Source organism: Allobosea sp. Root381, assembly GCF_001429395.1.
In the GTDB taxonomy this organism is placed as follows: domain Bacteria; phylum Pseudomonadota; class Alphaproteobacteria; order Rhizobiales; family Beijerinckiaceae; genus Allobosea.
Window position 1 is genome coordinate 637,034 of record NZ_LMJT01000001.1, and the last position, 26,456, is coordinate 663,489.

Sequence of the window (26,456 nt, forward strand, 5' to 3'; positions counted from 1 at the left end):
CTGCAGGAATGCCGCTCACTCCGGCGTGCTGTCCGTCTCGGAACCGAGCGCATCCATCACCTCGCGCGGCGAACGGCGCTTGCGCGGACGCTTGACCGCGACCTCTGCCGGAGCGGCTTCGGGAGCGGCCTCGGCCGGCGTCTCGACAGGAGCGGCGACCGGAGGGGCCTCCACTGCTACGGGGGCAGCCACCGGCACGCGCACCGGCGTCGTCAGGAAGGACGGCAGGGCGGCAGTGCCCTCATCGGCCTGATCCGAATCGAGTTCCGGCTCGCGTTCGCGGCGGGGGCGGCGCTCGGGGCGCGGACCACGCTCGGGACGCTCGAAGCGACGCTCGGGCTGGGCTGGCTGCGCGGCGGCTTCGGGAGCCTCGCCCGGCACAGGAATGTCCGAGCGCGGCGCATCGGGACGCGGGGCATAGCCGCCCGGCGCATTCTGCCCGCCCTCGCCCCGCTCGAAGCGACGCTCGCCACGGTCCTGACGATCGTTGCGGTCGAAGCGACGGTTGTTGCGGTCGTTGTTGCGCGGCTGACGGTCGAAGCGCTGGCCGTTGGACTGGCCTTCACCGCCCTCGCCCTCGAAGCGCTGGCCGCCATTGGGGTTGTAGCCGTTGCCGTTCACGCTGCCGGCGGGATTGCGCGGATCGGGCTGGGGGCCGCCGGCCTGAAAAGCCTGGCCCTCATCCTCGCTCTCCTCCTCGCCCTCGTCGGCATCCTCGTTGAAGGCGCGATTGGGCGGGAAGCTGTGGCCGAACTGCTGGGCCATCTGCTCCTGCGCGGCCAGCAGAATGCGGTAATAATGTTCAGCGTGCTGGAAGTAATTTTCAGCAGCAACCGGATCGCCCGACGACTGCGCGTCGCGCGCCAACTGCAGATACTTCTCCGCAACGTGTTGAGCGGTACCGCGGACTTTGACATCCGGCCCGTTCGACTCGTAGCTCCGCTGCAGCGGGTTAGGAGACTTCCGGTTTCCGCCGCTGTTATTGTTGTTGTTATTATTGTTGTTACGGCCGCGCATGCGCCGGTTCTGACCTGGTCTCATTCGCGTCTATCTCGCGCTCTGTGCTCAAGGCAACCGTGGGGTCATCATGCGCGTTCCGGCGTGCAGCGGGTTGCGGCGCTGCGCCGGGTAAAAGTGACCTGAAGTGGCGTTACGCCGTTCCTGGTCTTCACGCGCTCTTTTCCAAAAGGGAACTTCAGTCCCATAAGCCGATCGGCGTCTCAGCGCCTTCGGTGTCCAATCTGGTTTGTCAGTCCTGTCGATCCACGGACATGTCCGGAAATAACGCCTGGCTGCCAAGTGAGCTGCCCAAGGCCCGGCGCTGACGACACCAGCTTCGGCTGAACTTGTGCATAGCGGGTTTCGCGCGGCTTTCCAAGCAAATTCGCACAAATGCCCGCGTTATTTCAGCACAGGGCGAAGACCAGGGCGCGCGGATGCCCCCCGAGGTCGCGGCGCGAGCCCCGCCAGTCGAAGCCGCCCTCGCGCATGAGCGACACCACATCGGCCTCCTGCCCGGCGCCGATCTCGAGCACGACCAGGCCGCCTGGAGCCAGCACCTCGGGGAGCCTCCTTGCAAAGACGCGATAGGGCGCGAGCCCGTCATCACCTCCGTCCAGCGCGAGGCGCGGATCGTGCTCGCGGACCGAAATGTCGAGCGTCTCGATATCGCCGCTGCGGATATAGGGCGGGTTCGACAGGATGAGGTCGAAGCGCCGGTCGAGCCCTTCGGTCCATGAGCCCTGCCGGAATTGCGCACGGTCCGAAAGGCCATTGAGCGCAGCGTTCCCCTGCGCCGTCGCGCAGGCCTCCTGCGAGAGATCGATACCAAGCCCTGTAGCCTGCGGAAATTCGCTCAGCACCGCGATCAGCAGGCAGCCCGTTCCGGTTCCGAGGTCGAGGACGGAGAGCGGCGCCTGCCGGCGCTCCGGCAGCCGTTCCAGCACAGCATCGACCACCGCCTCGGTGTCGGGCCGCGGCTCCAGCGTCGCGGCGGAAAGCCGGAAGGGCAACCCCCAGAATTCGCGTTCGCCCAAGATGCGCCAGACCGGCTCGCCCTTGAGCCTGCGTCGAGCAAAGACTTCAAGCCGGGCTTCTTCGGAGCCGCTCAGAATCCTGAAAGGGTCCGGATCGCGCTCGCCGACGACGCCCTCGACCAGCAGACGCGCGTCGAGGGCGGCGCTTTCGCTGCCGCCCTCGCGCAGTCTGGCTGCCAATTCCCGGCGCGCGTCGGCAGATCGCCTTGTCAGTTGCCCTGCATCTTTCCGTTGACGCAGGTCGTCATCTTCTTGCGCAGCGCCGCCTTGCTCTCGCGCGTCCCGGCCATTTCCTGCTGGCAGGCCTTGCGCGCCTGAGCTTGCGTCATCGAGCCGGTCAAAGGTGCCGCCTGACCCGCCGTCGCGCGCTTCAGACCGCGCTCCATCGAGCGCTCGACGCGATCCATCGTGCCCTGAGCCTGGGCCGGGATCGCCAGCATGCCGGCCATCAACCCGGCCACCGCGAAGCTGGAGAAAATCTTGATCATCCGAAGGTCCCCCTGTTTGCGTTGTCAATACCGGCACAACGCGGGAGCATCGAAGAGGTTTCATCGCGCTCACCCGATCGCTTCATCTGCCAGCAACCTGGCCTGATGCTCGGCGGTGAGAGCATCGATGATGTCGTCCAAGACCAGCCCCTGCATCATCTCGTCGAGCTTGTAGAGCGTCAGGTTGATGCGGTGGTCGGTGACGCGTCCTTGCGGGAAGTTGTAGGTGCGTATCCGCTCCGAACGATCGCCGGAGCCGACCTGCGAGCGCCTGTCCGCCGAGCGCTCGGCGTCGGCACGGTTGCGCTCCATGTCGTAGAGTTTCGCCCGCAGCAGATCATAGGCGCGGGCCTTGTTCTTGTGCTGCGAGCGCTCGTCCTGGACCACGACGACGATGCCGCTCGGCATATGGGTCAGGCGAACGGCCGATTCGGTCTTGTTGACGTGCTGGCCGCCGGCACCGCCGGCACGCATGGTGTCGATGCGGATGTCGCCGTCGTTGAGGACGATGTCGACATCGCCGGCGAGCGGCAGCATCGCCACCGTCGCGGCCGAGGTATGGATGCGCCCGCTCGCCTCGGTATCTGGTACGCGCTGGACGCGATGGACGCCGGATTCGTATTTGAGCTTCGCATAGACGCCCTTGCCGGCGATCTCGGCGATCACCTCCTTGAAGCCGCCGACCGTACCCTCGCTTTCCGAGAGGATGTCGACGCTCCAGCCCTTCTGGGCGGCATAGCGCTGGTACATGCGCAGCAGGTCGCCGGCGAAGAGGGAGGCCTCGTCGCCGCCCGTCCCGGCGCGAATCTCCAGGATGACGCCGCGCTCGTCGGCGGCATCCTTCGGCAGCAGCGCGATCAGGATCTCCCGGGCGCGGGCATCGATCTCGGCGCGGGCCGAGTCGCGCTCCTCATAAGCCAGCTCGCGGAACTCGGCATCGGTCGCAGGATCGTCGATCAGCGCCTCGGCTTCGGCGAGGCTCGTCTGCGCCTGTCGCCAGGTCGCGATCGCCGCCACCACCGGATCGAGTTCGGACAGTTCCTTGGCGAGTTCGACCGTGCGTGTCGCATCGGTCGCCGTGTTGATCTCGGCCGTCGCGGTGGCATGGCGGGCCACGATGGCGTCGAGGCGATCCTGCGGTAGCTGAAGGGACATGGGGAACTCGAAAAACAGGAAACGGGACGGCCCGGGCTTGTTGGGCGAGCGTCGCTAGACGGGAACCTTGGTCTCGGCCGCGAAGGCTGCGAGCTGCGGACGCAGGCTGGTGACGCCCTCGCCGGAGGCCAGCATCCAGTCGAGCCGTTCGGCGAGCTTGCCCGCATCGAGCGAGCGCAGCATGCCCTTGACCGGGCCGATGGACGCCGCCGACATCGAGAAGGCGCGGTAGCCGAGGCCGATCAGCGCCATCGTCTCGAGCGGTTTGCCGCCCATCTCGCCGCAGACCGTGATGGGGCAGCCCGCTTCCGTCGCGGCCTCGACGATGCTGCGCAGCGCGCGCAGAGCGCCGATGCCAAGCGGATCGAAGCGCTCGGCCACGCGCTTGTTCTCGCGATCGGCCGCGAACAGGAACTGCATCAGGTCGTTGGTCCCGATCGACAGGAAGTCCGCCTCGCGCACGATCTCGGGCAGCTCGAAGAGCAGCGAAGGCACCTCGACCATGACGCCGAGCTGGAGGCTGAGCGGCAGCTCATGGCCCTTCTTCTCCAGCATGGCGCGTTCGCGGCTGACGATGGTGCGGGCCCGCTGGAACTCGTCCACCGTCGCGATCATCGGCAGCATGATCTTGAGGTCGCGGCCGGCGCCGGCGCGCAGCAGGGCGCGCAGCTGGGCGCGCAGCAGGCGCGGCTTGTCGAGACCGATGCGGATCGCCCGCCAGCCGAGCGCCGGGTTCTCCTCCTCGATGCGCTCCATATAGGGCAGCACCTTGTCGCCGCCGATATCGAGCGTGCGGAAGGTCACCGGCTTGCCTTCGGCCTGGTCGAGCACAGCGGCATAGAGCGCCTGCTGCTCGCTGGTGGTCGGCATGTGCTCGGCCACCATGAACTGCAGTTCGGTGCGGAACAGGCCGACGCCGGCCGCCGCAGTGGCCTCCAGGTTCGGCATATCGACGAGCAGGCCGGCATTGATCTGAAGCACGATCGGCACACCGTCCTTGGTGACGGCAGGCTGGCTCTTGAGCTTGCGGTACTGCTCCTGCTTGCGGGCGCGCAGCCGTGCCTTGTCCTTGTAGGCGTTCTCGACATCGGGCTGCGGGCGAATCTGGACCGCGCCCGCCTGCCCGTCGACGATGACCGCATCGCCGGACTGGATCAGCGCGGTCGCGTTGAGGATCTCGCCGACGGCCGGGATGCCGAGCGCACGCGCCACGATGGCGATATGGCTGGTCGGGCCGCCCTCCTCCAGGATGACGCCGCGCAGGCGCGCACGGTCGTAGTCCAGCAGGGCCGCCGGCCCCATCGAGCGCGCGACCAGGATGGCGTTCTCGGGCAGCTCCTCATGCGGGACGCCGTTGGCCTTGCCCGCCAGCGTGCGCAGCAGGCGGTTGGCGAGGTCGTCGAGATCATGCAGGCGGTCGCGCAGATAGGGATCGGTCTGGCGCAGCATCTTGGCGCGCGTGTCGGACTGGACGCGTTCCACCGCCGCCTCGGCCGTCAGGCCGGTCAGCACCACCTCGCGCATGCGGCGCAGCCAGCCCTGGTCATGGGCGAACATCCGGAAGGTCTCGAGCACGTCGCGATGCTCGCCGATATGGGCGACGTCGCCGCGCGCGATCAGTTCGTCGATGGAGGCCCGCATCTCGGCGATCGCGGCCTCGAGGCGCTTGATCTCGGCCGCCGGATTCTCGGCGATCAGATTGCTGATCGGGACGCGCGGCTCGTGCAGCACGGCATGGCCGAGGCCGACGCCGTCCGCCAGCGTCACGCCGACGCTGTGGATCGGCCTGTCGAGCCCGATCGACGCGCCGGGCCGGGCCAGCGACTTCAGCCCGCCGGCCGCGATCATCTCCGCCATGATCATGGCGGTCGTCTGCAGCGCCTCGATCTCCTCGTCGCTGTAGAGGCGCGAGGCGCGGTTCTGGATGACGAGGACGCCCATCACCGCGCCGCCGCGCAGGATCGGCACGCCGAGGAAGGAGCGATAGATCTCCTCGCCGGTCTCGGGCCGGTAGGAGAAGGCGGGGTGGGCCTGCGCGTCGGACAGCGCCAGCGGCTCGGCCTCGCGCGCGATCAGGCCGACGAGGCCCTCGCCCGCGCGCATGGTCGTGAGGTGGACGGCTTCGCGGTTGAGCCCCTCGGTGGCGTAGAGTTCGAGGGACCCGTCCTCGCGCAGGACGTAGACCGAACAGACCTCGGCGACGAGATTGCCGGCGATGAGGACGACGAGCCGATCCAGCCGCTCCTGCGGGCTGATCGACGCCGCCATCACCTCTCGGAGGCGGCGCAGTAGAACGCCCGATCCTCCGTGAGCGCCTCGCATTCTCGAAATTCCTCCGCCCGCCTCCCGGCTATCACGGCCGACGTTTAGCAGACCTGACACCGTCGCAGCCGAGTCGCAAGCACGCCCAGCGCTTCGCCGCGTTCTAGCGAGCGAAGCCCACCTTCCGCAAGGCCCAGCCGCAGGACGGTTTTCCGGTCATCACCTCAGGGCGCAGGGCGGGGTCAGGCCGAAGGTGGCGTGCCGGCGGGCGCAACGGTATGGGCCGCCGGCCTCTTGGCTGCGGGGCCCTTGGCTCCGGGCCCTTTGGCAGCCGAGGTCGCCGCCGGTGGTTTGGCTGCCCGGATTTTGGCCCCTTTCGGCTTCGGAGCCAGCACAGCGGGCTTCGGCTTTGCCTTGGCGGGGGGGACGATCTCCGGCACCGCCATGTCGACGCCCGACAGCGCATCCAGATAGCGCCGCGTCCACCAGTCGATATCGGTCGCGTCGATCGTGGCGTAGAGACGCTCGAAGCGGCGGACGCGCTCGGATTTCGGCATGGCGAGAGCCGTGCGGATGGCTTCCGCGACCTCATGCGTGTCGAACGGGTTGACGATCAGCGCCTCGCCCAGCTGCTGGGCCGCGCCGGCGAAGCGCGACAGCACCAGCACGCCCGGATCGGCAGGGTCCTGCGCGGCGATGTACTCCTTGGCGACGAGATTCATGCCGTCGCGCATCGGCGTGACGAGCCCGACCTGCGCGCGGCGGTAGAAGCCGGCGAGCGCGTTGCGGGAATAGGCTTTCTTGACGACGCGGATCGGCGTCCAATCGAACTCGCCGAGCGCCGCGTTGAGACGGCCCGCGACCTCGTCGGACTGCCGGTCGAGCTCGGCATATTCTGGGACATCCGAGCGCGAAGGCGGCGCGATCTGCAGCATGCCGACGCGGCCGCGCTGGTCGGGGTGGCTGCGCAGGAACTGGCCGAAGGCCTCGAGCCGCTGGACGATGCCCTTGGAATAGTCGAGCCGGTCTACCCCGATGACGAGCTTGCGTTCGCCGAGCGACTGGCGCGTCGTCTTGAGCGGTGTCGTGGCCGAGCGTACGGATGCCGCCGCCAGCTTGCGGAAGGCATCGACGTCGATGCCGATCGGGAAGGCCTGCACCAGCGTCTCGCGGCGTCCGACGCGGACCTTCCGCCCGTCGCTCCTGCCGCCGCACATGGCAACGAGGCCGCCGATCAGGTTGTTGACGTCGATCGCCGTCTGCATGCCGACGAGATCATAGGCCGCGATGGTGCTGGCCAGGGTCGCCGCGAAGGGCAGAGCTCCGAAGACCTCCGCCGGTGGCCAGGGGATGTGATGGAAATAGCCGATCCGGTTGGTGACGCCGCGGCGACGCAGTTCGGCTGCCAGCGGGATCAGGTGGTAGTCGTGGATCCAGATGATGTCGTCCGGCTGCAGCATCCCCATCAGCGCCTTGGCGAAGCGCCGATTGACCGCGAGATAGCCGGCATAGTCGGCCCGCGAGAACTCCGTCAGCCCGAGCCGGTAATGCATCAACGGCCACAAGGCGCGGTTGGAGAAGCCGAGATAGTAGGACTGGCGCTCAGCCTCCGTCAGGTCGGTGACAGCGTAGGTGACCTTGCCGCGCTGCACCACGTTCGGAGCGGCCGCCGACTCGCTCACGCCTCCGCTCCAGCCGAACCAGAGTCCGCCCCGCTGCTCGAGCGCCTCGCGCAGAGCCACCGCCAATCCACCAGCCGCGGCTTTCTCGTTACGTTCCGGGATGGTGACGCGGTTCGAGACGATGACGAGGCGCATAGCGGTACGGTTCTCCTTGGCCGATGGCGGCGAAATCGCGCGACTGCCCGAATTTCGACACCTGAGCAGGAACAGAACGCTGCTGCGAACGTAATGTTTCCGTGGACGCGCCCGGTCTCCGGCGACGCGATGGCAGCCTTGCGCAGAAAGCGAGGCAGCCCGGGCAAATTGAAGGCGAAATGTGGCGAGTTCGCGAAGATGAATATCGCGCGCGCCGATAGCAAAGCAGATAAGAAGGATTGGCGCGAGGCCGGCGCCGCGTTTCCGCCGGCTTTCTTGGTCAGACAGGCGATGATGACGAATTTGATCGACCCCGGAACTGTCAGCGATATCCAAGACTTGCCCGCTGGCGAGCCTGCGATTGCGCTGTTTCTCGATTTCGACGGAACGCTCGTCGAAATCGCTCCGGCTCCCGACGAGGTCAGGCTCGACCGGCGTGTGCCGGCAGCGCTCGACGCCTTGCGCACGAGCCTCAGCGGTGCGCTTGCGCTGGTCTCCGGGCGGCCCGTCTCCTTCCTCGATGCAGCACTCGAGCCCTATAAATTCGACGCCGCCGGCCTGCATGGCGCGCAGGTGCGTCTCGACGGCGAGATCCGCGCGCAGGCCGATGCGCCGGAAGCGATGCGCAGCGCCCTGCGCGACATGGTGCGTTTTGCCAACAGCAATGTCGGCATCATCATCGAGGACAAACGCATCTCGGCCGCGCTGCATTGGCGGCTCGCGCCCCAGCTCAAGGACGAGGCGCTCGAGCTGATGCGTGCCGTTGCCGCGCGCATGGGCGCTGGCGTCAGGCTGCAGGAGGGGAAATCCGTGGCGGAGCTGGTGCCTGCCTCGGCGAGCAAGGGCACCGCCATCGCGCATCTGATGCAGGCCGCCCCCTATGCCGGACGGATGCCGGTCTTCATCGGCGACGACATCACCGACGAGGACGGGTTCGAGGCCGTGAATGCGCTGGGCGGCCTCTCGATCCGGATCGGCGAAGGCGAGACCCGCGCCAAGATCCGCATTGCCTCGCCGACGGGCTTGCGCACCATTCTTCTCGACGCCGCCGAGCGCGGCAGCCTGACCGCCTCCTGCTTCTCCCAAGGGTGACGATGACAATATCGACGACGGCCACGGGGCCGCACTCCGCCTCGCTCGACCTCGGCGTGATCGGCAATTGCTCCATCGCTGCCCTCATCGACCGCCAGGCGCGCATCGTCTGGGGCTGTTTCCCGCGCTTCGACCGCGACCCGGTCTTCTGCTCGCTGATCGACAACCAGGCGGCCGATGGCGACGCCATGCCGCGCAAGGGCGTCTTCGCGATCGATCTCGTCGGCATGACGCGCTGCGAGCAGAGCTACCTCGACAACACCGCGATCCTGTCCTCGGTGCTCTCGGACGATCATGGCAACGCCATCGAGATCCTCGATTTCGCGCCGCGCTTCGTGCGCTATGAGCGCTTCTTCCGGCCGCCGCAGCTGGTGCGACGGGTACGGCGGGTTTCGGGGAGGCCGCGCATCCGCGTGGTGGTGAAGCCGACGCTGGGGCTCGGCGAGGAGCCGGACGAGATCACGCGCGGTTCCAACCATGTCCGCTTCGTCGGCGCGGACCAGACGATCCGCCTCACCACCGACGCACCGATCTCCTATGTCGCCGATGGCGTTCCCTTTGCCGTCGACCGGCCGTTCTCCTTCTTCATCGGGGCCGACGAGGCGTTGCGGGCCGAGATCGAGACGACATCGCGCGAGTTTCTCGACAAGACCACGGATTACTGGCGCGACTGGGTGCGCTCGCTGTCGCTGCCCTTCGAATACCAGCGCGAGGTCATACGGGCCGCGATCACGCTGAAGATGTGCGCCTTCGAGGAGACCGGCGCGATCGTGGCTGCGCTGACCACCTCGATTCCGGAGGCGCCGGGCACGCAGCGCAACTGGGACTACCGTTTCTGCTGGCTGCGCGATGCCTATTTCGTCGTCCATGCGCTGAACCGCCTCGGCACCACGCGGACGATGGAGGACTATCTCGGCTTCATCACCAACATCGTCGACACCTTCACGGAGAGCGGCGCCGAGCACCTGCCGCCGCTCTATCCGATCACCCGGGGCGGCGTGCTCGACGAGTTCGAGGCACCCAATCTCTCCGGCTATCGCGGCCACCAGCCGGTGCGCTTCGGCAATGGCGCGGCGACGCAGATCCAGAACGACGGCTATGGCGCCGTCGTTCTGGCGGCGACGCATTCCTTCTTCGACCAGCGCCTGATCCAGCCCGGCAAGGAATCGCTCTTCGGCCAGCTCGAGCGGATGGGCGAGCTCGCCGTCGCCTTCTTCGACAAGCCGGATGCCGGCCCGTGGGAGCTGCGGCACAAGGAGTCGGTGCATTCCTTCTCGAGCGTGATGTGCTGGGCCGCCAGCGACCGGCTCGCGCGCATCGCCGGTACGCTCGGGCGGGCCGACCGCAAGGAATACTGGAAGACCGAGTCGAAGCGGCTGAAGAAGGAGATTCTCGCGCGCACATGGAACGAGGAGAAGGGCCACTTCGTCTCGACCTTCGACGGCGACGACCTCGATGCGACCCTGCTGCTGTTCGCGGAGCTCGGCTTCGTCAAGGCTGACGATCCCCGCTTCGTCGCGACCGTCGAGGCGATCGGCCGCGACCTGACCCGTGGCGACCTCCTCCTACGCTACGCCACGCAGGACGATTTCGGCTACATGCACACCGGCTTCCTGATCTGCGCCTTCTGGTATGTCGATGCGCTGCATGCCATCGGCCGGCGCGAGGAGGCCAAGGCGCTGTTCGCGCGCATCCTGAAGCGCCGCAACAGCTTCGGTCTGCTCTCCGAGGACGCCGATCTCGAAACCGGCGAGCTCTGGGGCAACTTCCCGCAGACCTATTCCCATGTCGGGCTGATCAACTCCGCGATGCGGCTCAGCCGGAACTGGGAAGAGGCGTTCTGAATGCGCCGATCCCGGCGCGCGCTGATTTGCGCGCCCAATCCATGGCCGGTTGCTCGACGAAACGGTGCAGCAATGCCGCAGTGGAGAGCGTGGCGATCAGTACGAAGGCTGGAAAGAAGCCAAACCAGACCCAGGCCGCCTTCGGCAGCAGGGCCTGGCAGGCCATCGCTCCGATCATGACGATCGGGAAATGGGCCAGATAGATGCCGTAGGACCAGTCGCCCCCCAAGCGTATTGCGCGGGCAAAGCCGCCCTGCAAGGGCGCGGGGCCGATCGCGGCCGCGACCAACAGCGTCGCCGGGCCACCCCAGGCGAGCCAGCGCCAAGGCCCGGGGTCGCCGACGGACAGAGCCAACCCTGCCAGTGCCAGCACGACGAGCAGCAGTCGCGTCATTCCGGCGAAGGCCAACCGGCCTGTGCAGAGCAGCCCGTAGAGAGCAATGCCGGCGGCGAATTCTACGATGATCGGGTCCGTATAGAAGCGCAGCGCGAGCGAGGCCGGGCCGACCAATGCGCCCAGTGCTGCGGAGACAATGAGCGCCGCCGCCACCAGCCTCAGCGCGGTTCTCTGGCGGAAGCCCAGCGTGAGCGCGAAGAGCCCATAGAATGCCATCTCGTAGTTGAGCGTCCAGCCGATCGTCAGGATCGGGAAGATGCGCTCCTCCGCATTGGTGGCGGGCAAAAAGAGGTAGGAGGCGGCAACCGACCACCAGGACGCGTTACTCCAGGCTTCGCTGCCGATCGCGGCGAAGGCGAGAATCATCACGCCGGTCATGAGCCAGTACAGCGGCGCGACGCGAGCCCAGCGGCGCAGGAGAAAGCTGCGCCACGCGCCAGGGCTGCCGAAGAGGGCGCCGCTGGAATAGGCGATGATGAAGCCCGAAACGACGAAGAAGATGTCGACGCCTGCTGCGAACGGAAATACCGCCAGTGGCGAATCCTGCGGTGCGAGGCCCAGATAGCGTGTCGAGACCGCGTTCGCAGTGTGTTCAACGAGTACGAGGCCGGCGGCTGCCGCCCTTAGCATCTGCAGGCTGTCGAGCCGGAGACCGGATGTCATGTGGCGGTCTGTCGTCCCGTGGTGGCGCCTCGACCGCCATAGAAACATTCAGACCCAGAATTGACAAGTTTTCGCTACATTTATGTACCGCTTGGCCGCGTCGGAGATCGTTCGCTTCTGGTCCGCGGAAAGCCGACGAACCTGGCGGAGCGCCGTCTCTCCTGCAGTTAAGGAAGCGCTTGAGACGGCCGCAGAGGACGAACCGCGCAGCTCACTCCATCAGCTTCGCCGCCCGCATCACCGCCAGCGCCAGCGTCTGCGCGGCGGGGACGATGCTCTCGACCTCGAGGAACTCGTCCGGCGTATGCGCCATGCCGCCGATCGGGCCGACGCTGCAGAGCGTCGGGCAGCCCTGCGCCGCGGTGAAGCCGGAATCGGCGCAGCCGCCGGTGAATTCGGCGATGGTCGCCATGCCGAAGCCGGCGGCGGCGTCGCGATAGGTCTCGAACAGCTTCTGCGACTCCGCCGTGCCTTCGAGCGGCAGGAACTCGCCCTTGATCGAAAGGGTGGCGCCGGTGCCGGCGACCTCGGGCGTCTCGATGATGGCCTTGATCTTCGCGACCATCTCACCGCGCTGGGCGGCGGTGACGTAGCGCAGGTCGATCTCGCACCAGGCGTGGGGGGCGACCGTGTTGACCGTCTGGCCGCCGCCGATCAGCCCGACATTGACGGTGATGCCCTTTTCGAGGTCGGTGAGGCCCTGGAGCTTCGGAATCTTGTGGCCGAGATCGACGATGGCCGAGGCGCCCTTCTCGTAATTCGCGCCCGAATGCGCCGGCTTGCCGGTGAACTCGGCGCGCATGAAGACGCCGCCCTTGCGGCCGCTGGTGACCGACTGGCGATGGTCGCGGGCGAAGTCGCTGCCGGCCGGCAGGCGGCTGGGCTCGGCATTGAAAACGCAGCGCGATTCGCGCGCCGCCGCCTCGATGACCGCGCGCGAGGACGGCGAGCCGATTTCCTCGTCCGAGGTGGTCAGCACCGTCAGCGGCGCGGAGAGCCCGCCGCATTCGGCGAAGGCGGCCGCGACGAAGGCCTCGATGACGATGCCGGCCTTCATGTCGGCGACGCCCGGCCCGTAGGCTCGGCCGTCCTTGACCGAAAAGGGCCGGCGCGTCGGCTCGCCCTTGGGGAAGACGGTGTCGCGATGGCCGAGCAGCAGCACCGGGCGCTGGTCGTTGGCGGTCGGGTTCGGCAGGCGCGCCTTGACCGCGTCGCCATAGGTCGCGTCCGGGATGATCTCGACCGCCAGGCCGTTGAGTTCGTGGAAGCGGGCGACCACCTGTCCGGCGCGGTCGACGCCGGCCTTGTCGTAGGAACCTGAATCGGTGTCGACCATCTCGCGCAGCAGCGCGACCATCGCCTCCTTGCGGCTTCCGAGCCAGTCGACGACTTTCTGTTCTTCGGCAGTGAGGGACATAGGCGCAGGCTCCTTCGGGAAAATCCGGCGCAAGCTAGACCAGCGCGGCGCGCCGGGAAACCGCCGTCATTCTCGGGCGAAGGAAGGCCGAGACCCGAGAAGCTCGTTCCGAACGGCGGCTGGTTTCAGAGATGGTCGGGGCAAGCCCGTCTACGAGGCTCTTCCAAGAAAAAGGCCGCGGCTTGCGCCGCGGCCCGATATTCAACCCGGAGACCGGATTACTCTGCCGCCTGCTGCGGGGTGTTCTCGGTCACCGAGATCGCGGGGCGCTCGCGACCGTCCGACTTGGCCAGCGCGGCGCGGACGCCGTTGCCGTACTCCGGATGGACCTTGTCGAAATGCGCGAGCTGGCGCTCCTCGATATGCTGCGGGATGCCGCCCATCGCCGCGGCAATGTTCGAGAACAGCCGCGCCTTCTGGCCAGCGTCGAACAGGTTGAACAGCGCGCGCGGCTGCGAATAGTCGTCGTTGCCGATGCGGTGATTGTAGCGATCGGCATCGCCCGAGATCTTCAGCGGCGGCTCCTTGGCGGCAGGCGCCTCGACCGGCCCGCCGAACGAGTTCGGCTCGTAATAGGCGTCCGGATTGCCGGTCTTGATGCCGCCATAGGTGTTCATCTGGCCGTCGCGATGATAATGCGCGACCGGGCATTTCGGCTGGTTGACCGGGATGTTCTCGTAATGCGTGCCGAGCCGGTGGCGATGGGCATCGGCATAGGAAAAGACGCGGGCCTGCAGCATCTTGTCGGGCGAGAAGCCGATGCCGGGAACGATGTTCGACGGCGAGAAGGCGGCGTTCTCGATTTCGGCGAAGTAGTTCTCGGGGTTGCGGTTCAGCTCCATCACGCCGATGTCGATCGGCGGATAGTCGGCATGCGGCCAGACCTTGGTCAGGTCGAAGGGGTTGTAGGCGGTCTTCTCCGCGTCCAGCTCCGGCATGATCTGGACCTGAACCTTCCACTTCGGATAGTCGCCGCGCTCCAGCGCATTGAACAGGTCTTCCTGCGTCGACTCGCGGGTCTTGCCGATGACCTTCTCGCCCTCCTCATTCGTCCAGTGACGGTGGCCCTGCAGGGTCTTGAAGTGAAACTTCACCCAGTAGCGCTCGCCATTGTCGTTCCAGAACGAGAAGGTGTGCGAGCCATAGCCGTTGATGTGGCGCACATCGGTCGGCAGGCCGCGATCCGACATCAGGATGGTGACCTGGTGCAGGCTCTCGGGGCTCAGCGACCAGAAATCCCACATCGCGGTGGGCGAGCGCATGTTGGTCTTGGGGTGGCGCTTCTGGGTGTGGATGAAGTCGGGGAACTTCACCGGGTCGCGCACGAAGAAGACCGGCGTGTTGTTGCCGACGAGGTCCCAGTTGCCTTCCGGCGTGTAGAACTTGATCGCGAAGCCGCGCACGTCGCGCTCGGCGTCGGCGGCGCCCATCTCGCCGGCCACCGTCGAGAAGCGCAGCAGCAGCGGCGTCTCGGTGCCGGGCTGGAGAACCTTGGCCTTGGTGTATTTCGAGATGTCGCCGGTGATCTTCAGCGTGCCATAGGCGCCCCAGCCCTTGGCGTGGACGGCGCGCTCGGGGATGCGCTCGCGGTTCTGGTGGGCCAGCTTCTCGATGAGCTGGTAATCCTGCATCAGGACCGGGCCGCGCTCGCCGGCGGTGATCGAATTCTGGTTGTCAGGGATCGGCGCACCGGCCGTCGTGGTCATCGTCTTCGACATGCTGTCCTCCATCGATCGCCGGGCGTAAGCGGCCCGGCCCAGATTCGAATTGGACGAACTAACAGTCCTTCGTGACGACAATGTCCAATACCGTTTACGCGCCCTATCGATAAGTTTATCAAATCGACATGATCACCCTGAAGCAGCTCCGCTATTTCTGCGCCGTATCTCGGCACCGCCATTTCGGCCGGGCGGCACAGGAATGCCATGTCAGCCAGCCGGCGCTCTCGCTGCAGATCCAGGAGCTGGAGGCTCAGCTCGGCTGCCAGCTCGTCGAGCGCCAGCGAGGTGCGATAACCCTGACCGAAACCGGCCGCGAGATCGCCGAGCGGGCGCAGCGCATCCTGCTGGAGGCGAGCGACCTCGTCGACCATGCCCGCCACCGCCCGAACCTGCTGAGCGGCGAGCTCGATCTCGGCGTCATCCCCTCCATCGCGCCCTATCTCCTGCCGGCGACGCTGCCGCTGCTGCAGCGCCGTCATCCGGGGCTGGCGCTGAGGCTGCGGGAATCGCAGACACATACCCTGCTCGACGAGCTGGTGGATGGCCGCCTCGACGTCGCGCTCCTGTCGCTGCCGATCGACCGCACCGGGCTGGAGACACTACCGCTCTTCGACGATCCGTTCCTGCTCGTCATGCCGACGGCGCCAGGCTCGGAGGGCGCCGAGGTCACGCCGCAACAGGCCCTCTCCGGCGACAACCTGCTGCTGCTCGAAGAGGGCCACTGCCTGCGCGACCAGGCCCTGAGTTTCTGCGGCGCGCCGCGCAGCGGCTCCCGGCGGCAATACGGTGCCTCCAGCCTCTCGACGATCATGCAGATGGTGGCGAACGGCTTCGGCACGACGCTGATGCCGGCCATGGCCCTGCCGATCGAATTACGGCCGGACATGCCGGTGCGGCTGTTCCGCTTCGCCGCGCCGGAGCCGAGCCGCTCGATCGGGCTGGCCTGGCGACGAACCTCGCCGCGTCAGCAGGATTTCGAGGCGCTGGGCCGGATCCTGACGGAAGTCGGCGGAGAACTTTCCGGGCCCGCGAGCCGGGACATTCCGATCGAGCCTCAGCCGATCAGGCTGGGCTGACGGGTCGGTGCCGTCATTGCGAGCGCAGTGAAGCAATCCAGAGGCGGCAGTGCTCTACGTCTCACTGGATTGCTTCGCTGCGCTCGCAATGACGAAAATGATGCTCAGTCCGATCGAAACATGCGCTACCGCCGGCTTTCCAGCGCCATGCGCAACGCGAAGCCAGCCAGCATCGTGCCCATCAGCCAGCGCTGCACCAGCGACCAGAACGGCCGCGTCCGCAGGAACACCGCGATGCCGCCTGCCGCCATCGCTATCATCGCATTGACCGAGACGCTGATCGCGATCTGCATCGAGCCCAGCAGCAGCGACTGCATCAGCACGCTGCCGGCGGCCGGGTCGATGAACTGCGGCAGCAGCGCCAGGTAGAGCATCGCGATCTTGGGGTTGAGCAGGCTGGTGAGGAAGCCCATGCCGAAGAGCTTGCGCGGCCGGTCAGGCTTCAAGTCGCGGAGCTGGAAGGGCGAGCGGCCGCCGGGCTTCAGCGCCTGCCAGGCGAGCCAGAACAGATAGAGCGCACCGGCGATCCGTAGCGCGTCATAGGCATAGGGAACCGCGAAGAGCAGCGCAGTGATGCCGAAGGCGGCGCTCAGCATGTAGACGAAGAAGCCCAGCGCCACGCCGCCGAGCGAGATCAGGCCGGCGCCCCTCCCCTGCGCGATCGAACGCGAAATCAGGTAGACCATGTTGGGCCCGGGCGTGATCACCATGCCCAGGCAGATCAGGGCGAAGGCGGCGAGCTGGGTGATGTCGGGCATGGCGGAGCTCCTGAGGCGCGCATGCTTGGCATGATGGCGCCGCAAGCGCCTATGCCGCAGCGGCATGGCGGCTCCCTCGCCGGCGTCTGGTTGCCGGAAGCGGAACCTGCGCCGGATCGCTCCGGTTGTCTGACCGGACCGGGTTTCTCCGGATCGGGGGCATCCATGACGCTGTTCAGCCGCGTTCTCTACACGACCATAGCCTTCGCGCTTCTCTCCGCATCCATCACGCTGATCGGCGTCGCGGTCTGGCGCACCGCGACCGGTTACTGGACCGGCGACAATGCGCTCGAAACGATGCTGGACGGCATCGGCCTGATCATCATCGCGGTCGCGGTGGCCGATGTCGGAAAGTTCCTGTTCGAGGAGGAGGTCGTCTCGAATCGCGAACTGCGCCGACCGGCCGAGGCGCGGGGATCGCTGACCAAGTTCATGACCATCATGATCGTCGCACTCAGCCTGGAATCCCTGGTGCTGATCGCCAAGACCTCGCGCGACACGATGCACGACATCATCTATCCCGGCCTTCTCGTCTTCCTCGCCGTCACGGCGATGGTCGGGCTCGGCCTGTTCCAGAGGCTGAGCCAAAATGCGACCGCGGCCGTGCCGAAGGAGCATGCCGACCGCGAGACGACCGAACTGCCGGAACAGGGGCGTACCCGCTCGCGACGGGCGGAGGACGCCGAGGCCCGACCGGCCTGATCCAATGCGCGGCGGCGCCTCAATCCACCAGGTCGATCAGCATCAGGTCGGTATCCCCTGGTCGGGCGCCGGCCGCCGTCAGCATGGCGTGAACCTGGCCGCGATGATGCGTCTGGTGATTGAACATATGTGCGACGAGCTGGGCTCTCGGCCTTGTCAGCTCGCGTCGCGAGATGCCGGAAAGCCATGTCAGGTCGCCGGAAAGCCAGTCCGGCGCCAGCCCCGCCGCCCAGTCGGAGATCACCGTGTCGGTGACGCGACGCTCGGCGACGAGGTCGTCCCAGAGCGCGATCATGCTGGCCGATTCGGCTCCGGGAATACTCGGCTTCGGTGTCCCGGCGAAGCGCGACAGCCACATGCGGTCGGCCCAGAGCAGATGGCAGAAGGTGCCTTGGATCGAGCCGAAAAAGGCGCCGCGGTCCTGCCGGCGCGTGTCGTCACCGAGCGTCGCCGCCGCTTGATAGAGATTGTCGTTCTGCCATGCATTGTAGCGCGCCATGGTGCGGACGTAGCTGTTGTCGATCATGGCCCGGCCTCCGGCGACGGGTAGCGGCAATGTCGGTGCTCGCTCGATCATGGGCGTTCAGATGACGTTGGCCTCGTGCATGGGCCTGCCGTCCACTATGCGCTCATGGCCGAGATCGGACAGGTCCAGGCTGCGATAGCCGCCATGCAGGATATGCTCGGCAAGCCCCCGGCCGACCGCCGGCGCCTGCTGCAGGCCGTGGCCCGAGAAGCCATTGGCGAGATAGAGCCCGCCGACGCCGACGGCCGGGCCGATGATGGCGTTGTGGTCGAGCTCGTTCATGTCATAGGGCCCGGCCCAGGCGCGGCCGGGTTTGATCTGCTCGAAGGCGGGAATGCGATAGGCCAAAGCAGGCCAGACCGTCTCCTCGAAGAAGGCCCAGTCGACATCCTCGACCGAGGGGCTGGTTTCGATCCACTCCTCGTCCAGCTCGGCACTGAGGGGCGAGCAGCTGCCGATGAAGAGTTGGCCGTCGTTGCCGCGCCTGCCTTCCGGCCGGCACCAGGCGCCGGTGCGGTCGATCAGCAGCGGGCAGTTGTCGACCTCACCCTTGCAGAGGAAGGAAAAGACGTAGCGCTTCATCGAGCGGACCGGGATCCTGACGCCGGCGCTGGCCGCGAGCCTGGCGCCATGTGTCCCGGACGCGTTGACGACACTGCCGCAGGCGATGCGGCTGCCGTCGCCAAGCTCGACCGCGACCACGCGGCCACCCTCCACGACATAGCGCGCGACCTCGCCCTGGCGATATTCGACGCCGAGTGAGCGCGCCTTCTTGCGGAAGGCCTGCAGCACCGCCCAGCCGTCGAACCAGCCCTCGCCGCTGACGCCGAAGCTGCCGCAGGCGAGATCCTCGGTGTTCAGCCAGGGAAAGCGGCTTTGCAGCGCGGCCGGGTCGTATAGCGCGATATCCGCGCCCTCGGCCGCCTGCAGCGTCTGGTTGGCGGCGAGCACGGGCGCGCCCTCCTCGCCTGCCAGATAGAGATAGCCGCCCTCATGCAGGTCGATCACCGGCATCTCGCCATCAACGGCCAGGCAGGCCCCGATATCGCGCAGGAAATCGATGCCGTGCAGCGAGATGCGGATGTTCACGGCGCTCGAATATTGCTGGCGGATCGAGGCGGCCGAGAGCGCGGAGGCGGCGTAGCGGTAGGTCGGATCCTTCTCGACCACGATGACCTTGCCGGAAAAGCCCGGATCGGCCGCCAGATGATAGGCGACGGAGGAGCCGATGGCGCCACCTCCGCAAATGACGACATCGGCGCTTTCGGAAGACGACATGGCGGCCCCAAGCAGAGGCGGGTCCGCAGGCGCGGCCCGGTTAGTGAACTCTGCGCATGAATGGCGTGGCGCCACGCGCTTGTCGAGTCAGTTCGCGGCGGCGCATTCGCCTAGCAGCCAGTCGCGAAATGCGATCACCGCCGGCAGTTCCGCGCGGGTTTCGGGATAGACGAGGTAGTAGCCCCCGGAGCCGGTGACGGGCCGGTCGAAGGGGATGAGCAACGCGCCGGAACGCAGCTCCTCCTCGACCAGGAAGCGCGGCACGATCGCCAGTCCGAGCCCGGCCACCGCGGCCTGCGAGACCATGGCGAACTGCTCGAAGCGCGGCCCCATCAAGGCCCGCTGCGGCGGCAGGCCCTGCTGTTCCAGCCAGTTGGCCCAGGCGCGCGGGCGGGTCGATTGCTGCAGCAGCGGCGCGCGCAGCATGTCGGCCGGCGCGGCCAGGCCCAGCCGCGCGACGAGCGAGGGGGCGGCGACCGGCACGATCTCCTCGCCCATCAGCCGGTGCAGCCGCGCGCCGGGCCAGACGGCATCACCGAAATGGATCGCGGCATCCAGCTGCTCCCGGCCGAAATCGAAGGGCACGAGCTTGGTGGTGAAGTTGATGGTGATGCCCGGATGAGCCTCGGTGAAGCGCGGCAGGCGCGGAATCAGCCAGCGCGTGCCGAAGGTCGGCAGGATGGCGAGGTTGAGCACGCCGGACGCGCCGCGGAACGCCATGGCCGAAACCGTCGCGGCCGCCAGCCGGGACAGCCCGTCACGGATCTCGGCGGCATACGCATTGCCGGCCGGCGTCAGGCTGACGCGCTGGCGCGCGCGCTGGAAGAGCGCCACGCCAAGCAGCTTCTCCAGATGCGCGACCTGGCGACTGACGGCACCCTGCGTCAGGTTGAGCTCCTCGGCCGCACGCGTGAAGCTGCCATGGCGAGCGGCCGCCTCGAAGGCGGCAAGCGCGGACAGGGAGGGGACCGAAAGCCGGCCGGGAACGATTTCGATATCCATGATAAATTCTCATCAAGTCGTGAGAACATATCGGTTGCCCCGGGCAGGCGGAAGGGGGCATTGTCCTGAGCCTCGGGCAAGCTTTTCCCGAGCCCTCATCCTGAGGAGCCGCAAGGCTGCGTCTCGAAGGATGCTCCATGAGGCTCCGGAAGCATCTGGAACATCCTTCGAGACGCGAGCCTTTGCGGTCGCTCCTCAGGATGAGGGCTATGCTCTCGATGAACACCAGCGATCAGGCAGGTACATGACCTCTCCCCTTCCCAAGGACGCCCTCGCCCTTCTGAAGCGCCTCGGCGTCAGCGATGGCGCCTATGCGAGCGCCGGGCTCACCGCCTGCTCGCCGATCACCGGCGAGACCGTCGCGACGCTGAAGGAGACGAGCCCCGCCGAGGCCGAGGCCGCGATCGGCCGCGCGCAGGCTGCCTTCCTTGCCTGGCGCAAGGTGCCTGCACCGCGCCGCGGCGAGTTCGTGCGCCTGCTGGGCGAGGAGCTGCGCGCCGCCAAGGATGATCTCGGCCTGCTGGTGACGCTGGAAGCCGGCAAGATCGTCTCGGAGGGCCTCGGCGAGGTCCAGGAGATGATCGACATCTGCGATTTCGCGGTCGGCCTGTCGCGCCAGCTCTACGGCCTGACCATCGCGACCGAGCGTCCGAACCATCGCATGATGGAGACCTGGCACCCGCTCGGCGTCTGCGGCGTGATCTCGGCCTTCAACTTCCCGGTCGCCGTCTGGTCCTGGAATGCCGCGCTGGCCTTCGTCTGCGGCGACAGCGTCGTCTGGAAGCCATCCGAGAAGACCCCGCTGACCGGCATCGCCGTGCAGGCCATCGTCGAGAAGACGATGAAGCGCTTCGGCCCCGAGGCGCCCGTCGGCCTGTCGGAAGTGCTGATCGGCGGCCGCGAGATCGGCGACATCCTGGTGCAGGACCATCGCGTCCCGGTCGTTTCGGCGACGGGCTCGACCCGCATGGGCAAGGAGGTCGGACAAAAACTGGCCGCCCGCTTCGCCCGCGCCATCCTGGAGCTCGGCGGCAACAACGCCGCGATCGTGGCGCCCTCCGCCGATCTCGACATCGCGCTGCGCGGCATCGCCTTCGCGGCGATGGGCACGGCCGGCCAGCGCTGCACCACGCTGCGCCGCCTGATCGTACATGAGAGCGTCTACGACCAGCTCGTGCCGAAGCTGATCAAGGCCTACGGCTCCGTGAAGATCGGCGATCCGCGCGAGGCGGGCGTGCTGATCGGCCCGCTGGTCGACGAAGCCGCCTATCAGGGCATGCAGAAGGCGCTCGGCGAAGCGCGTGCCGAAGGCGGCAAGGTGCATGGCGGCGAGAAGGTCGATGTCGGCTCCGGCGGCTTCTATGTCCGCCCGGCCCTGATCGAGATGCCCCGGCAGTGCGGCCCGGTCGAGCGCGAGACCTTCGCCCCGATCCTCTATGTGATGAAGTACAAGTCGCTGGACGAGGCGATCGCGATGCAGAACGCGGTCGGCGCCGGCCTGTCCTCCTCGATCTTCACGCTGAACATGCGCGAGGCCGAGCTGTTCGTCTCGGACGAGGGCTCGGATTGCGGCATCGCCAACGTCAATATCGGCCCCTCCGGTGCCGAGATCGGCGGGGCGTTCGGCGGCGAGAAGGAGACGGGTGGCGGCCGCGAGGCCGGGTCCGACGCCTGGAAGGCCTATATGCGCCGCGCCACCAACACGCTGAACTACGGCACCACGCTACCGCTTGCGCAGGGCGTCAGCTTCGACGTGGATGCTTGATCGACCAGGCCGTCATGGCCGGGCTTGACCCGGCCATCTCGGAAACCAGCTAGCTGGTCTCGAGTTTCTCGGGGCAAGCCCGAGAATGACGCCTTACGATCGCGCCGAGCGCAGTCGAACGAGACGAGGGAAGGGACAACACCATGGCCGAAGCCGCCCGCAGCCACGCCGCCAGCCACAAGCTCGCGCAGTTCACCTGGGACGACGCCTTCCTGCTCGACGAGCAGCTGACCGAGGACGAGCGCCTGATCCGCGATACCGCGCGCTCCTACGCGCAGGAGAAGCTCGCTCCCCGCATCCACGACGCCTATCTCGACGAGAAGACCGACCGCTCGATCTTCAACGAAATGGGCGAGCTCGGCCTGCTCGGCGTCACGGTGCCGGAGGAATATGGCTGCGCCGGCGCCAACTACGTCTCCTACGGGCTCGTGGCGCGGGAGGTCGAGCGCATCGATTCCGGCTATCGCTCGATGATGAGCGTCCAGTCCTCACTGGTGATGTTCCCGATCTACGCCTATGGCGACGAGAACCAGCGCAAGAAGTACCTGCCCAAGCTCGCCTCGGGCGAATGGGTCGGCTGCTTCGGCCTGACCGAGCCGGATGCCGGCTCCGATCCCGGCGGCATGAAGACCCGGGCCGAGAAGGTCGCCGACGGCTACAAGCTGACGGGATCGAAGATGTGGATCTCGAATTCTCCGATCGCCGACGTCTTCGTCATCTGGGCGAAGTCGGCCGCGCATGACAACCAGATCCGCGGCTTCATCCTCGAAAAGGGCATGAAGGGCCTGTCGGCGCCGAAGATCGGCGGCAAGCTCAGCTTGCGCGCCTCGATCACCGGCGAGGTCGTCATGGACGGCGTCATCGTGCCGGAGGAGAACCTGCTGCCGAACGTCTCCGGCCTGAAGGGCCCGTTCGGCTGCCTCAACCGCGCCCGCTACGGCATTTCCTGGGGTGTGATGGGCGCCGCCGAGGACTGCTTCCACCGCGCGCGCCAGTACGGGCTCGACCGCAAGCAGTTCAACAAGCCGTTGGCCCAGACGCAGCTCTACCAGAAGAAGCTCGCCGACATGCTGACCGAGATCACGCTCGGCCTGCAGGGCTCGCTTCGCGTCGGGCGCCTGATGGACGAGGGTAAGATGGCCCCGGAGATGATCTCGCTCGTCAAGCGCAACAATTGCGGCAAGGCGCTCGACATCGCCCGCCAGGCCCGCGACATGCATGGCGGCAACGGCATCTCGATCGAATATCAGGTGATGCGCCATGCGGCGAACCTGGAGACGGTGAACACCTATGAGGGCACGCACGACGTCCACGCGCTGATCCTCGGCCGTGCCGTCACCGGGCTGCAGGCGTTCTTCTGAGGCCTGCCACGGGACCGTCATGCCCGGGCTTGCCCCGGGCATCTCGTCCCGCGTGAACTTCCCGGAGATGGTCGGGTCAAGCCCGACCATGACGTCGAGCCGAGGCCGCCCATGACCACCCCTCCTCTAGCCGGCCTGCGCGTTCTCGAACTGGCGCGCATCCTCGCCGGCCCCTGGATCGGCCAGCTCCTCGCCGATCTCGGCGCCGATGTCGTCAAGGTCGAGGCGCCGGAGGGCGACGACACCCGGAAATGGGGTCCTCCCTTCGTCGAGGGCGAGAACGGCGAGAACCTGTCCGCCGCCTATTTCCACGCGGCCAATCGCGGCAAGCGTTCGATCACCGCCGATTTCCGCACGCCGGATGGGCAGGCGCTGGTCCGCAGGCTCGCGGCCCATGCCGATGTCGTGGTCGAGAACTTCAAGGTCGGCGGCCTCGAGAAATACGGGCTCGATGCCGCGTCGCTTCGCAAGGAGTTCCCGCGGCTGATCTATTGCTCGGTCACCGGCTTCGGCCAGACCGGACCCTATGCCCCGCGCGCCGGCTACGACTTCCTGGTGCAGGGTATGGGCGGGCCGATGTCCGTCACCGGCGAGCCCGAGGGCGCGCCGATGAAGGCGGGCTATGCGGTGGCCGACATCTATACCGGGCTCTACGCAACGGTCGGCATACTCTCCGCAATGCGCCAGCGCGACGCGACCGGCGAAGGCGCCACGCTCGACATGGCGCTGCTGGACTCCCAAGTGGCCGTGCTCGGCAACCAGGCGATGAACTATCTGGTCTCCGGCAATCCGCCGCCGCGCCTCGGCAACGCCCATCCCAATATCGTGCCTTATGACGTCTTCCCGGTCGCGGACGGACACATCATCATTGCCACCGGCAATGACGGGCAGTGGCGCAAGCTCTGCGAGGTCCTGGGCGAGGCGGCGCTGGCGGACGAGCCGGCCTATATCGACAACCGCTCGCGGGTGAAGAACCGCGTCCCGCTGACGGAGCGGCTTCATCTGCTCTGCCAACGCTATCTCAAAGCCGATCTGCTGGCTGCGCTGGAGAAGGTCGGCGTGCCGGCCGGGCCGATCAACGACATCGGCGAGGTCTTCGCCGACCCGCAGGTGAAGGCGCGTGGCGTGAAGGTCGATCTGACGAGCGCACTCGCCAAAGGCGGGACGATCCCGACCGTCGGCTCGCCGATCGTCATGAACGGCATGCGGCAGGTCTCACCGCGCCCGAGCCCGCAACTTGGCGAGCATGAAGACGAGATCTTGAACGACCCGGCCTGGGGTGGGGCGCGTTCGTGACCGCAACCGTCATTGCGAGCGCAACGAAGCAATCCAGGAGCCATCGTGCTCTACGAGACTGGATTGCTTCGCTGCGCTCGCAATGACGTCAACCGCATAGGACGATTCCAATGGCTAAGCGCACCGGCGGGCAGATTCTCGTCGACCAACTCATCCTCCACGGCGCGACCGACGCCTTCTGCGTCCCGGGCGAGAGCTATCTCGCCGTGCTCGACGCGCTGCACGACGCCAATCTCAAGGTCACGATCTGCCGGGCCGAAGGCGGCGCCTCGATGATGGCCGAGGCAGCCGGCAAGCTGACGGGCAAGCCCGGCATCTGCTTCGTCACGCGCGGGCCTGGGGCGACCAATGCCTCGCCGGGCGTGCACATCGCGCAGCAGGATTCGACGCCGATGATCCTGTTCGTCGGCCAGATCGACCGCTCGATGCGCGAGCGCGAGGCTTTCCAGGAGCTCGACTACCGCGCCGTCTTCGGCACCATGTGCAAATGGGCGACCGAGATCGACCAGGCCGAGCGCATCCCCGAGATCATCAGCCGCGCCTTCCATGTCGCCACCTCCGGCCGCCCCGGCCCGGTCGTGATCGCGCTGCCGGAGGACATGCTGACCGACGTGGTCGAGACGGTCGACGCCGAGCCCTACCAGGTGACCGAGACGCACCCCTCGCTGCTCCAGACCATCGACCTGCAGAAGCGGCTCTGGGCGGCGAAGAAGCCGGTCGCGATCCTCGGCGGCTCGCGCTGGAACCCGCAGGCGATCGAGCGCTTCCAGCGCTTCGCCGAGCGCTTCGACCTGCCGGTGGCGGTCTCCTTCCGCCGGCAGATGCTGTTCCCGGCCGACCACCCGAACTTCGCCGGCGATCTCGGCATCGGCCCGAACCCGAAGCTCCTCGCGCGGATCAAGGAGAGCGATCTCGTCATACTCGTCGGCGGGCGCCTCTCGGAGATGCCGAGCCAGTCCTACACGCTGTTCGGGATCCCCAACCCGGGCCGGCCGCTCGTCCATGTCCATCCGGACCCGGAGGAGCTCGGCCGCGTCTACCGGCCGTCGCTCGCCATCAACGCCTCCCCCACGGCCTTCTGCGCGGCGCTTGAAACGGTGCATCCGCCTCAGGAGATCCCGTGGGCGGGCGCCTCGGCCGAGGCGCATGAATCCTATCTCGGCTGGAGCGAGCAGCCTGCCCCGGTCGCCGGCTCGTTCCATCCCGGCGAAATGGTGCGCTGGCTGCGCAACCACCTTCCCGACGACGCCATCATGTGCAACGGCGCAGGCAATTACGCGACCTGGGTGCATCGCTTCCACCGCTTCACCAAATTCGCGACGCAGCTCGCCCCGACCTCGGGCTCGATGGGCTACGGCGTACCGGCGGCGATCGGCGCCAAGCGACTCTATCCGGAGCGGACCGTCGTGGCCTTCGCCGGCGATGGCTGCTTCCTGATGAACGGGCAGGATTTCGCGACCGCCGTGCAATACGATCTGCCAGTGGTCGTGGTCGTGGTCGACAACGGCATGTACGGCACCATCCGGATGCATCAGGAGCGCGAATATCCCGGCCGCATCTCGGCAACGACGCTGAAGAACCCGGATTTCGCGGCCTATGCCAAGGCCTTCGGTGGCCATGGCGAGCGCGTCGAGAAGACCGAGGAGTTCGGCCCCGCCTTCGAGCGCGCGGTGGCGTCCGGCAAGCCTTCGATCATCCACTGCCTGCTCGACCCGGAGGCGATCACGCCCGCGAAATCGCTCTCGACGATCCGGGCGGAAGCCTTCGCGGCGAAGGCGTAAACGGCGCAGGCGCGGAATG

General features: G+C 67.2%; 22 protein-coding genes. 9 read left to right on the forward strand and 13 right to left on the reverse strand.

Going from position 1 to position 26,456, the window contains the following annotated elements:
• Positions 1 to 15: 15 nt before the first annotated feature.
• Positions 16 to 765 carry a hypothetical protein gene (locus tag ASE63_RS02985; RefSeq protein ID WP_244491248.1) on the reverse strand — a complete coding sequence of 250 codons (750 nt, stop codon included), beginning with the start codon at positions 763 to 765 and terminating at the stop codon, positions 16 to 18.
• Between ASE63_RS02985 and ASE63_RS28175 the strand changes: the two genes are divergently transcribed.
• On the forward strand, positions 745 to 1,143 hold the full coding sequence (locus ASE63_RS28175) for a hypothetical protein (RefSeq protein WP_244491249.1): 399 nt from the start codon (positions 745 to 747) through the stop codon (positions 1,141 to 1,143). The genes ASE63_RS02985 and ASE63_RS28175 overlap by 21 nt on opposite strands.
• A 263-nt stretch (positions 1,144 to 1,406) precedes the next feature.
• Here the strand turns inward: ASE63_RS28175 and prmC are convergent, their stop codons facing one another.
• The 5 genes from prmC to ASE63_RS03005 form a co-directional block, all read right to left on the reverse strand.
• Positions 1,407 to 2,276 (reverse strand): peptide chain release factor N(5)-glutamine methyltransferase, encoded by an 870-nt coding sequence (prmC, locus tag ASE63_RS02990; RefSeq protein WP_056796646.1) that lies wholly within the window; start codon positions 2,274 to 2,276, stop codon positions 1,407 to 1,409.
• Positions 2,246 to 2,524 carry a hypothetical protein gene (locus ASE63_RS28180; RefSeq protein ID WP_244491251.1) on the reverse strand — a complete coding sequence of 93 codons (279 nt, stop codon included), beginning with the start codon at positions 2,522 to 2,524 and terminating at the stop codon, positions 2,246 to 2,248. The genes prmC and ASE63_RS28180 overlap by 31 nt, the downstream gene beginning before the upstream one ends.
• A 69-nt stretch (positions 2,525 to 2,593) precedes the next feature.
• Positions 2,594 to 3,679: a peptide chain release factor 1 gene (gene prfA, locus ASE63_RS02995; protein ID WP_056796163.1), complete on the reverse strand. Its 1,086-nt coding sequence runs from the start codon at positions 3,677 to 3,679 to the stop codon at positions 2,594 to 2,596.
• Between the two features lie 54 nt (positions 3,680 to 3,733).
• Entirely contained in the window at positions 3,734 to 6,001 is a 2,268-nt protein-coding gene (gene ptsP / locus ASE63_RS03000) for a phosphoenolpyruvate--protein phosphotransferase (protein WP_056796165.1), read from the reverse strand.
• A gap of 182 nt (positions 6,002 to 6,183) precedes the next feature.
• Positions 6,184 to 7,758, reverse strand: coding sequence for a trehalose-6-phosphate synthase (locus tag ASE63_RS03005; protein ID WP_082609585.1), 1,575 nt, complete (start codon positions 7,756 to 7,758; stop codon positions 6,184 to 6,186).
• A 294-nt stretch (positions 7,759 to 8,052) separates the two neighbouring features.
• On the opposite strand from ASE63_RS03005, the gene otsB reads away from it, so the two are divergent.
• On the forward strand, positions 8,053 to 8,850 hold the full coding sequence (gene otsB, locus ASE63_RS03010; protein ID WP_056796649.1) for a trehalose-phosphatase: 798 nt from the start codon (positions 8,053 to 8,055) through the stop codon (positions 8,848 to 8,850).
• Positions 8,851 to 8,852: 2 nt separating this feature from the next.
• Positions 8,853 to 10,694 (forward strand): glycoside hydrolase family 15 protein, encoded by a 1,842-nt coding sequence (locus tag ASE63_RS03015; RefSeq protein ID WP_056796167.1) that lies wholly within the window; start codon positions 8,853 to 8,855, stop codon positions 10,692 to 10,694.
• On the opposite strand, the gene ASE63_RS03020 is transcribed toward ASE63_RS03015, so the two are convergent.
• From ASE63_RS03020 to katA, 3 genes are all read right to left on the reverse strand, one after another.
• Positions 10,666 to 11,754, reverse strand: a complete 1,089-nt coding sequence (locus ASE63_RS03020; protein WP_056796170.1) for an acyltransferase — start codon at positions 11,752 to 11,754, stop codon at positions 10,666 to 10,668. The genes ASE63_RS03015 and ASE63_RS03020 overlap by 29 nt on opposite strands.
• A 211-nt stretch (positions 11,755 to 11,965) precedes the next feature.
• On the reverse strand, positions 11,966 to 13,171 hold the full coding sequence (locus ASE63_RS03025; protein WP_056796173.1) for a M20 family metallopeptidase: 1,206 nt from the start codon (positions 13,169 to 13,171) through the stop codon (positions 11,966 to 11,968).
• Positions 13,172 to 13,389: 218 nt separating this feature from the next.
• Complete coding sequence (gene katA / locus ASE63_RS03030) at positions 13,390 to 14,889, reverse strand: catalase KatA (protein ID WP_156410151.1); 1,500 nt, start codon at positions 14,887 to 14,889, stop codon at positions 13,390 to 13,392.
• A 128-nt stretch (positions 14,890 to 15,017) separates the two neighbouring features.
• On the opposite strand from katA, the gene ASE63_RS03035 reads away from it, so the two are divergent.
• The gene (locus tag ASE63_RS03035) at positions 15,018 to 15,968 is read left to right on the forward strand and encodes a hydrogen peroxide-inducible genes activator (protein ID WP_056796177.1); all 951 of its coding nucleotides are present in this window, start codon (positions 15,018 to 15,020) and stop codon (positions 15,966 to 15,968) included.
• Positions 15,969 to 16,093: 125 nt separating this feature from the next.
• Here ASE63_RS03035 and ASE63_RS03040 read toward each other — a convergent pair whose 3' ends face one another.
• Positions 16,094 to 16,726, reverse strand: a complete 633-nt coding sequence (locus tag ASE63_RS03040) for a LysE family translocator (protein ID WP_056796652.1) — start codon at positions 16,724 to 16,726, stop codon at positions 16,094 to 16,096.
• Between the two features lie 165 nt (positions 16,727 to 16,891).
• Between ASE63_RS03040 and ASE63_RS03045 the strand changes: the two genes are divergently transcribed.
• Positions 16,892 to 17,428 (forward strand): hypothetical protein, encoded by a 537-nt coding sequence (locus ASE63_RS03045; protein WP_056796179.1) that lies wholly within the window; start codon positions 16,892 to 16,894, stop codon positions 17,426 to 17,428.
• 19 nt (positions 17,429 to 17,447) lie between these two features.
• On the opposite strand, the gene ASE63_RS03050 is transcribed toward ASE63_RS03045, so the two are convergent.
• The 3 genes from ASE63_RS03050 to ASE63_RS03060 form a co-directional block, all read right to left on the reverse strand.
• The gene (locus ASE63_RS03050; RefSeq protein ID WP_056796181.1) at positions 17,448 to 17,954 is read right to left on the reverse strand and encodes a DinB family protein; all 507 of its coding nucleotides are present in this window, start codon (positions 17,952 to 17,954) and stop codon (positions 17,448 to 17,450) included.
• A gap of 57 nt (positions 17,955 to 18,011) precedes the next feature.
• Positions 18,012 to 19,232: an FAD-binding oxidoreductase gene (locus ASE63_RS03055; protein WP_056796183.1), complete on the reverse strand. Its 1,221-nt coding sequence runs from the start codon at positions 19,230 to 19,232 to the stop codon at positions 18,012 to 18,014.
• An 87-nt stretch (positions 19,233 to 19,319) separates the two neighbouring features.
• Positions 19,320 to 20,234: a LysR family transcriptional regulator gene (locus ASE63_RS03060; RefSeq protein ID WP_056796186.1), complete on the reverse strand. Its 915-nt coding sequence runs from the start codon at positions 20,232 to 20,234 to the stop codon at positions 19,320 to 19,322.
• A 244-nt stretch (positions 20,235 to 20,478) separates the two neighbouring features.
• Here ASE63_RS03060 and ASE63_RS03065 point away from each other — a divergent pair, with 244 nt between their 5' ends.
• The 4 genes from ASE63_RS03065 (at position 20,479) to ASE63_RS03080 (ending at position 26,437) form a co-directional block, all read left to right on the forward strand.
• The gene (locus ASE63_RS03065) at positions 20,479 to 21,999 is read left to right on the forward strand and encodes an aldehyde dehydrogenase family protein (RefSeq protein WP_056796188.1); all 1,521 of its coding nucleotides are present in this window, start codon (positions 20,479 to 20,481) and stop codon (positions 21,997 to 21,999) included.
• 143 nt (positions 22,000 to 22,142) lie between these two features.
• On the forward strand, positions 22,143 to 23,360 hold the full coding sequence (locus ASE63_RS03070) for an acyl-CoA dehydrogenase (protein WP_056796191.1): 1,218 nt from the start codon (positions 22,143 to 22,145) through the stop codon (positions 23,358 to 23,360).
• A 111-nt stretch (positions 23,361 to 23,471) separates the two neighbouring features.
• Positions 23,472 to 24,656 carry a CoA transferase gene (locus ASE63_RS03075; protein WP_056796194.1) on the forward strand — a complete coding sequence of 395 codons (1,185 nt, stop codon included), beginning with the start codon at positions 23,472 to 23,474 and terminating at the stop codon, positions 24,654 to 24,656.
• 110 nt (positions 24,657 to 24,766) lie between these two features.
• The gene (locus tag ASE63_RS03080; protein ID WP_056796197.1) at positions 24,767 to 26,437 is read left to right on the forward strand and encodes a thiamine pyrophosphate-binding protein; all 1,671 of its coding nucleotides are present in this window, start codon (positions 24,767 to 24,769) and stop codon (positions 26,435 to 26,437) included.
• The last annotated feature ends 19 nt before the right edge of the window (positions 26,438 to 26,456 follow it).

Coding starts and splice junctions, on each gene's coding strand:
- ASE63_RS02985 (WP_244491248.1), bottom strand. CDS start 765: ATGGCCCAGCAGTTCGGCCACAGCTTCCCGCCCAATCGCGCCTTCAAC.
- ASE63_RS28180 (WP_244491251.1), bottom strand. CDS start 2,524: ATGATCAAGATTTTCTCCAGCTTCGCGGTGGCCGGGTTGATGGCCGGC.
- prfA (WP_056796163.1), bottom strand. CDS start 3,679: ATGTCCCTTCAGCTACCGCAGGATCGCCTCGACGCCATCGTGGCCCGC.
- ptsP (WP_056796165.1), bottom strand. CDS start 6,001: ATGCGAGGCGCTCACGGAGGATCGGGCGTTCTACTGCGCCGCCTCCGA.
- ASE63_RS03005 (WP_082609585.1), bottom strand. CDS start 7,758: ATGCGCCTCGTCATCGTCTCGAACCGCGTCACCATCCCGGAACGTAAC.
- otsB (WP_056796649.1), top strand. CDS start 8,053: ATGACGAATTTGATCGACCCCGGAACTGTCAGCGATATCCAAGACTTG.
- ASE63_RS03015 (WP_056796167.1), top strand. CDS start 8,853: ATGACAATATCGACGACGGCCACGGGGCCGCACTCCGCCTCGCTCGAC.
- ASE63_RS03020 (WP_056796170.1), bottom strand. CDS start 11,754: ATGACATCCGGTCTCCGGCTCGACAGCCTGCAGATGCTAAGGGCGGCA.
- ASE63_RS03025 (WP_056796173.1), bottom strand. CDS start 13,171: ATGTCCCTCACTGCCGAAGAACAGAAAGTCGTCGACTGGCTCGGAAGC.
- katA (WP_156410151.1), bottom strand. CDS start 14,889: ATGTCGAAGACGATGACCACGACGGCCGGTGCGCCGATCCCTGACAAC.
- ASE63_RS03035 (WP_056796177.1), top strand. CDS start 15,018: ATGATCACCCTGAAGCAGCTCCGCTATTTCTGCGCCGTATCTCGGCAC.
- ASE63_RS03040 (WP_056796652.1), bottom strand. CDS start 16,726: ATGCCCGACATCACCCAGCTCGCCGCCTTCGCCCTGATCTGCCTGGGC.
- ASE63_RS03045 (WP_056796179.1), top strand. CDS start 16,892: ATGACGCTGTTCAGCCGCGTTCTCTACACGACCATAGCCTTCGCGCTT.
- ASE63_RS03050 (WP_056796181.1), bottom strand. CDS start 17,954: ATGATCGACAACAGCTACGTCCGCACCATGGCGCGCTACAATGCATGG.
- ASE63_RS03055 (WP_056796183.1), bottom strand. CDS start 19,232: ATGTCGTCTTCCGAAAGCGCCGATGTCGTCATTTGCGGAGGTGGCGCC.
- ASE63_RS03060 (WP_056796186.1), bottom strand. CDS start 20,234: ATGGATATCGAAATCGTTCCCGGCCGGCTTTCGGTCCCCTCCCTGTCC.
- ASE63_RS03065 (WP_056796188.1), top strand. CDS start 20,479: ATGACCTCTCCCCTTCCCAAGGACGCCCTCGCCCTTCTGAAGCGCCTC.
- ASE63_RS03070 (WP_056796191.1), top strand. CDS start 22,143: ATGGCCGAAGCCGCCCGCAGCCACGCCGCCAGCCACAAGCTCGCGCAG.
- ASE63_RS03075 (WP_056796194.1), top strand. CDS start 23,472: ATGACCACCCCTCCTCTAGCCGGCCTGCGCGTTCTCGAACTGGCGCGC.
- ASE63_RS03080 (WP_056796197.1), top strand. CDS start 24,767: ATGGCTAAGCGCACCGGCGGGCAGATTCTCGTCGACCAACTCATCCTC.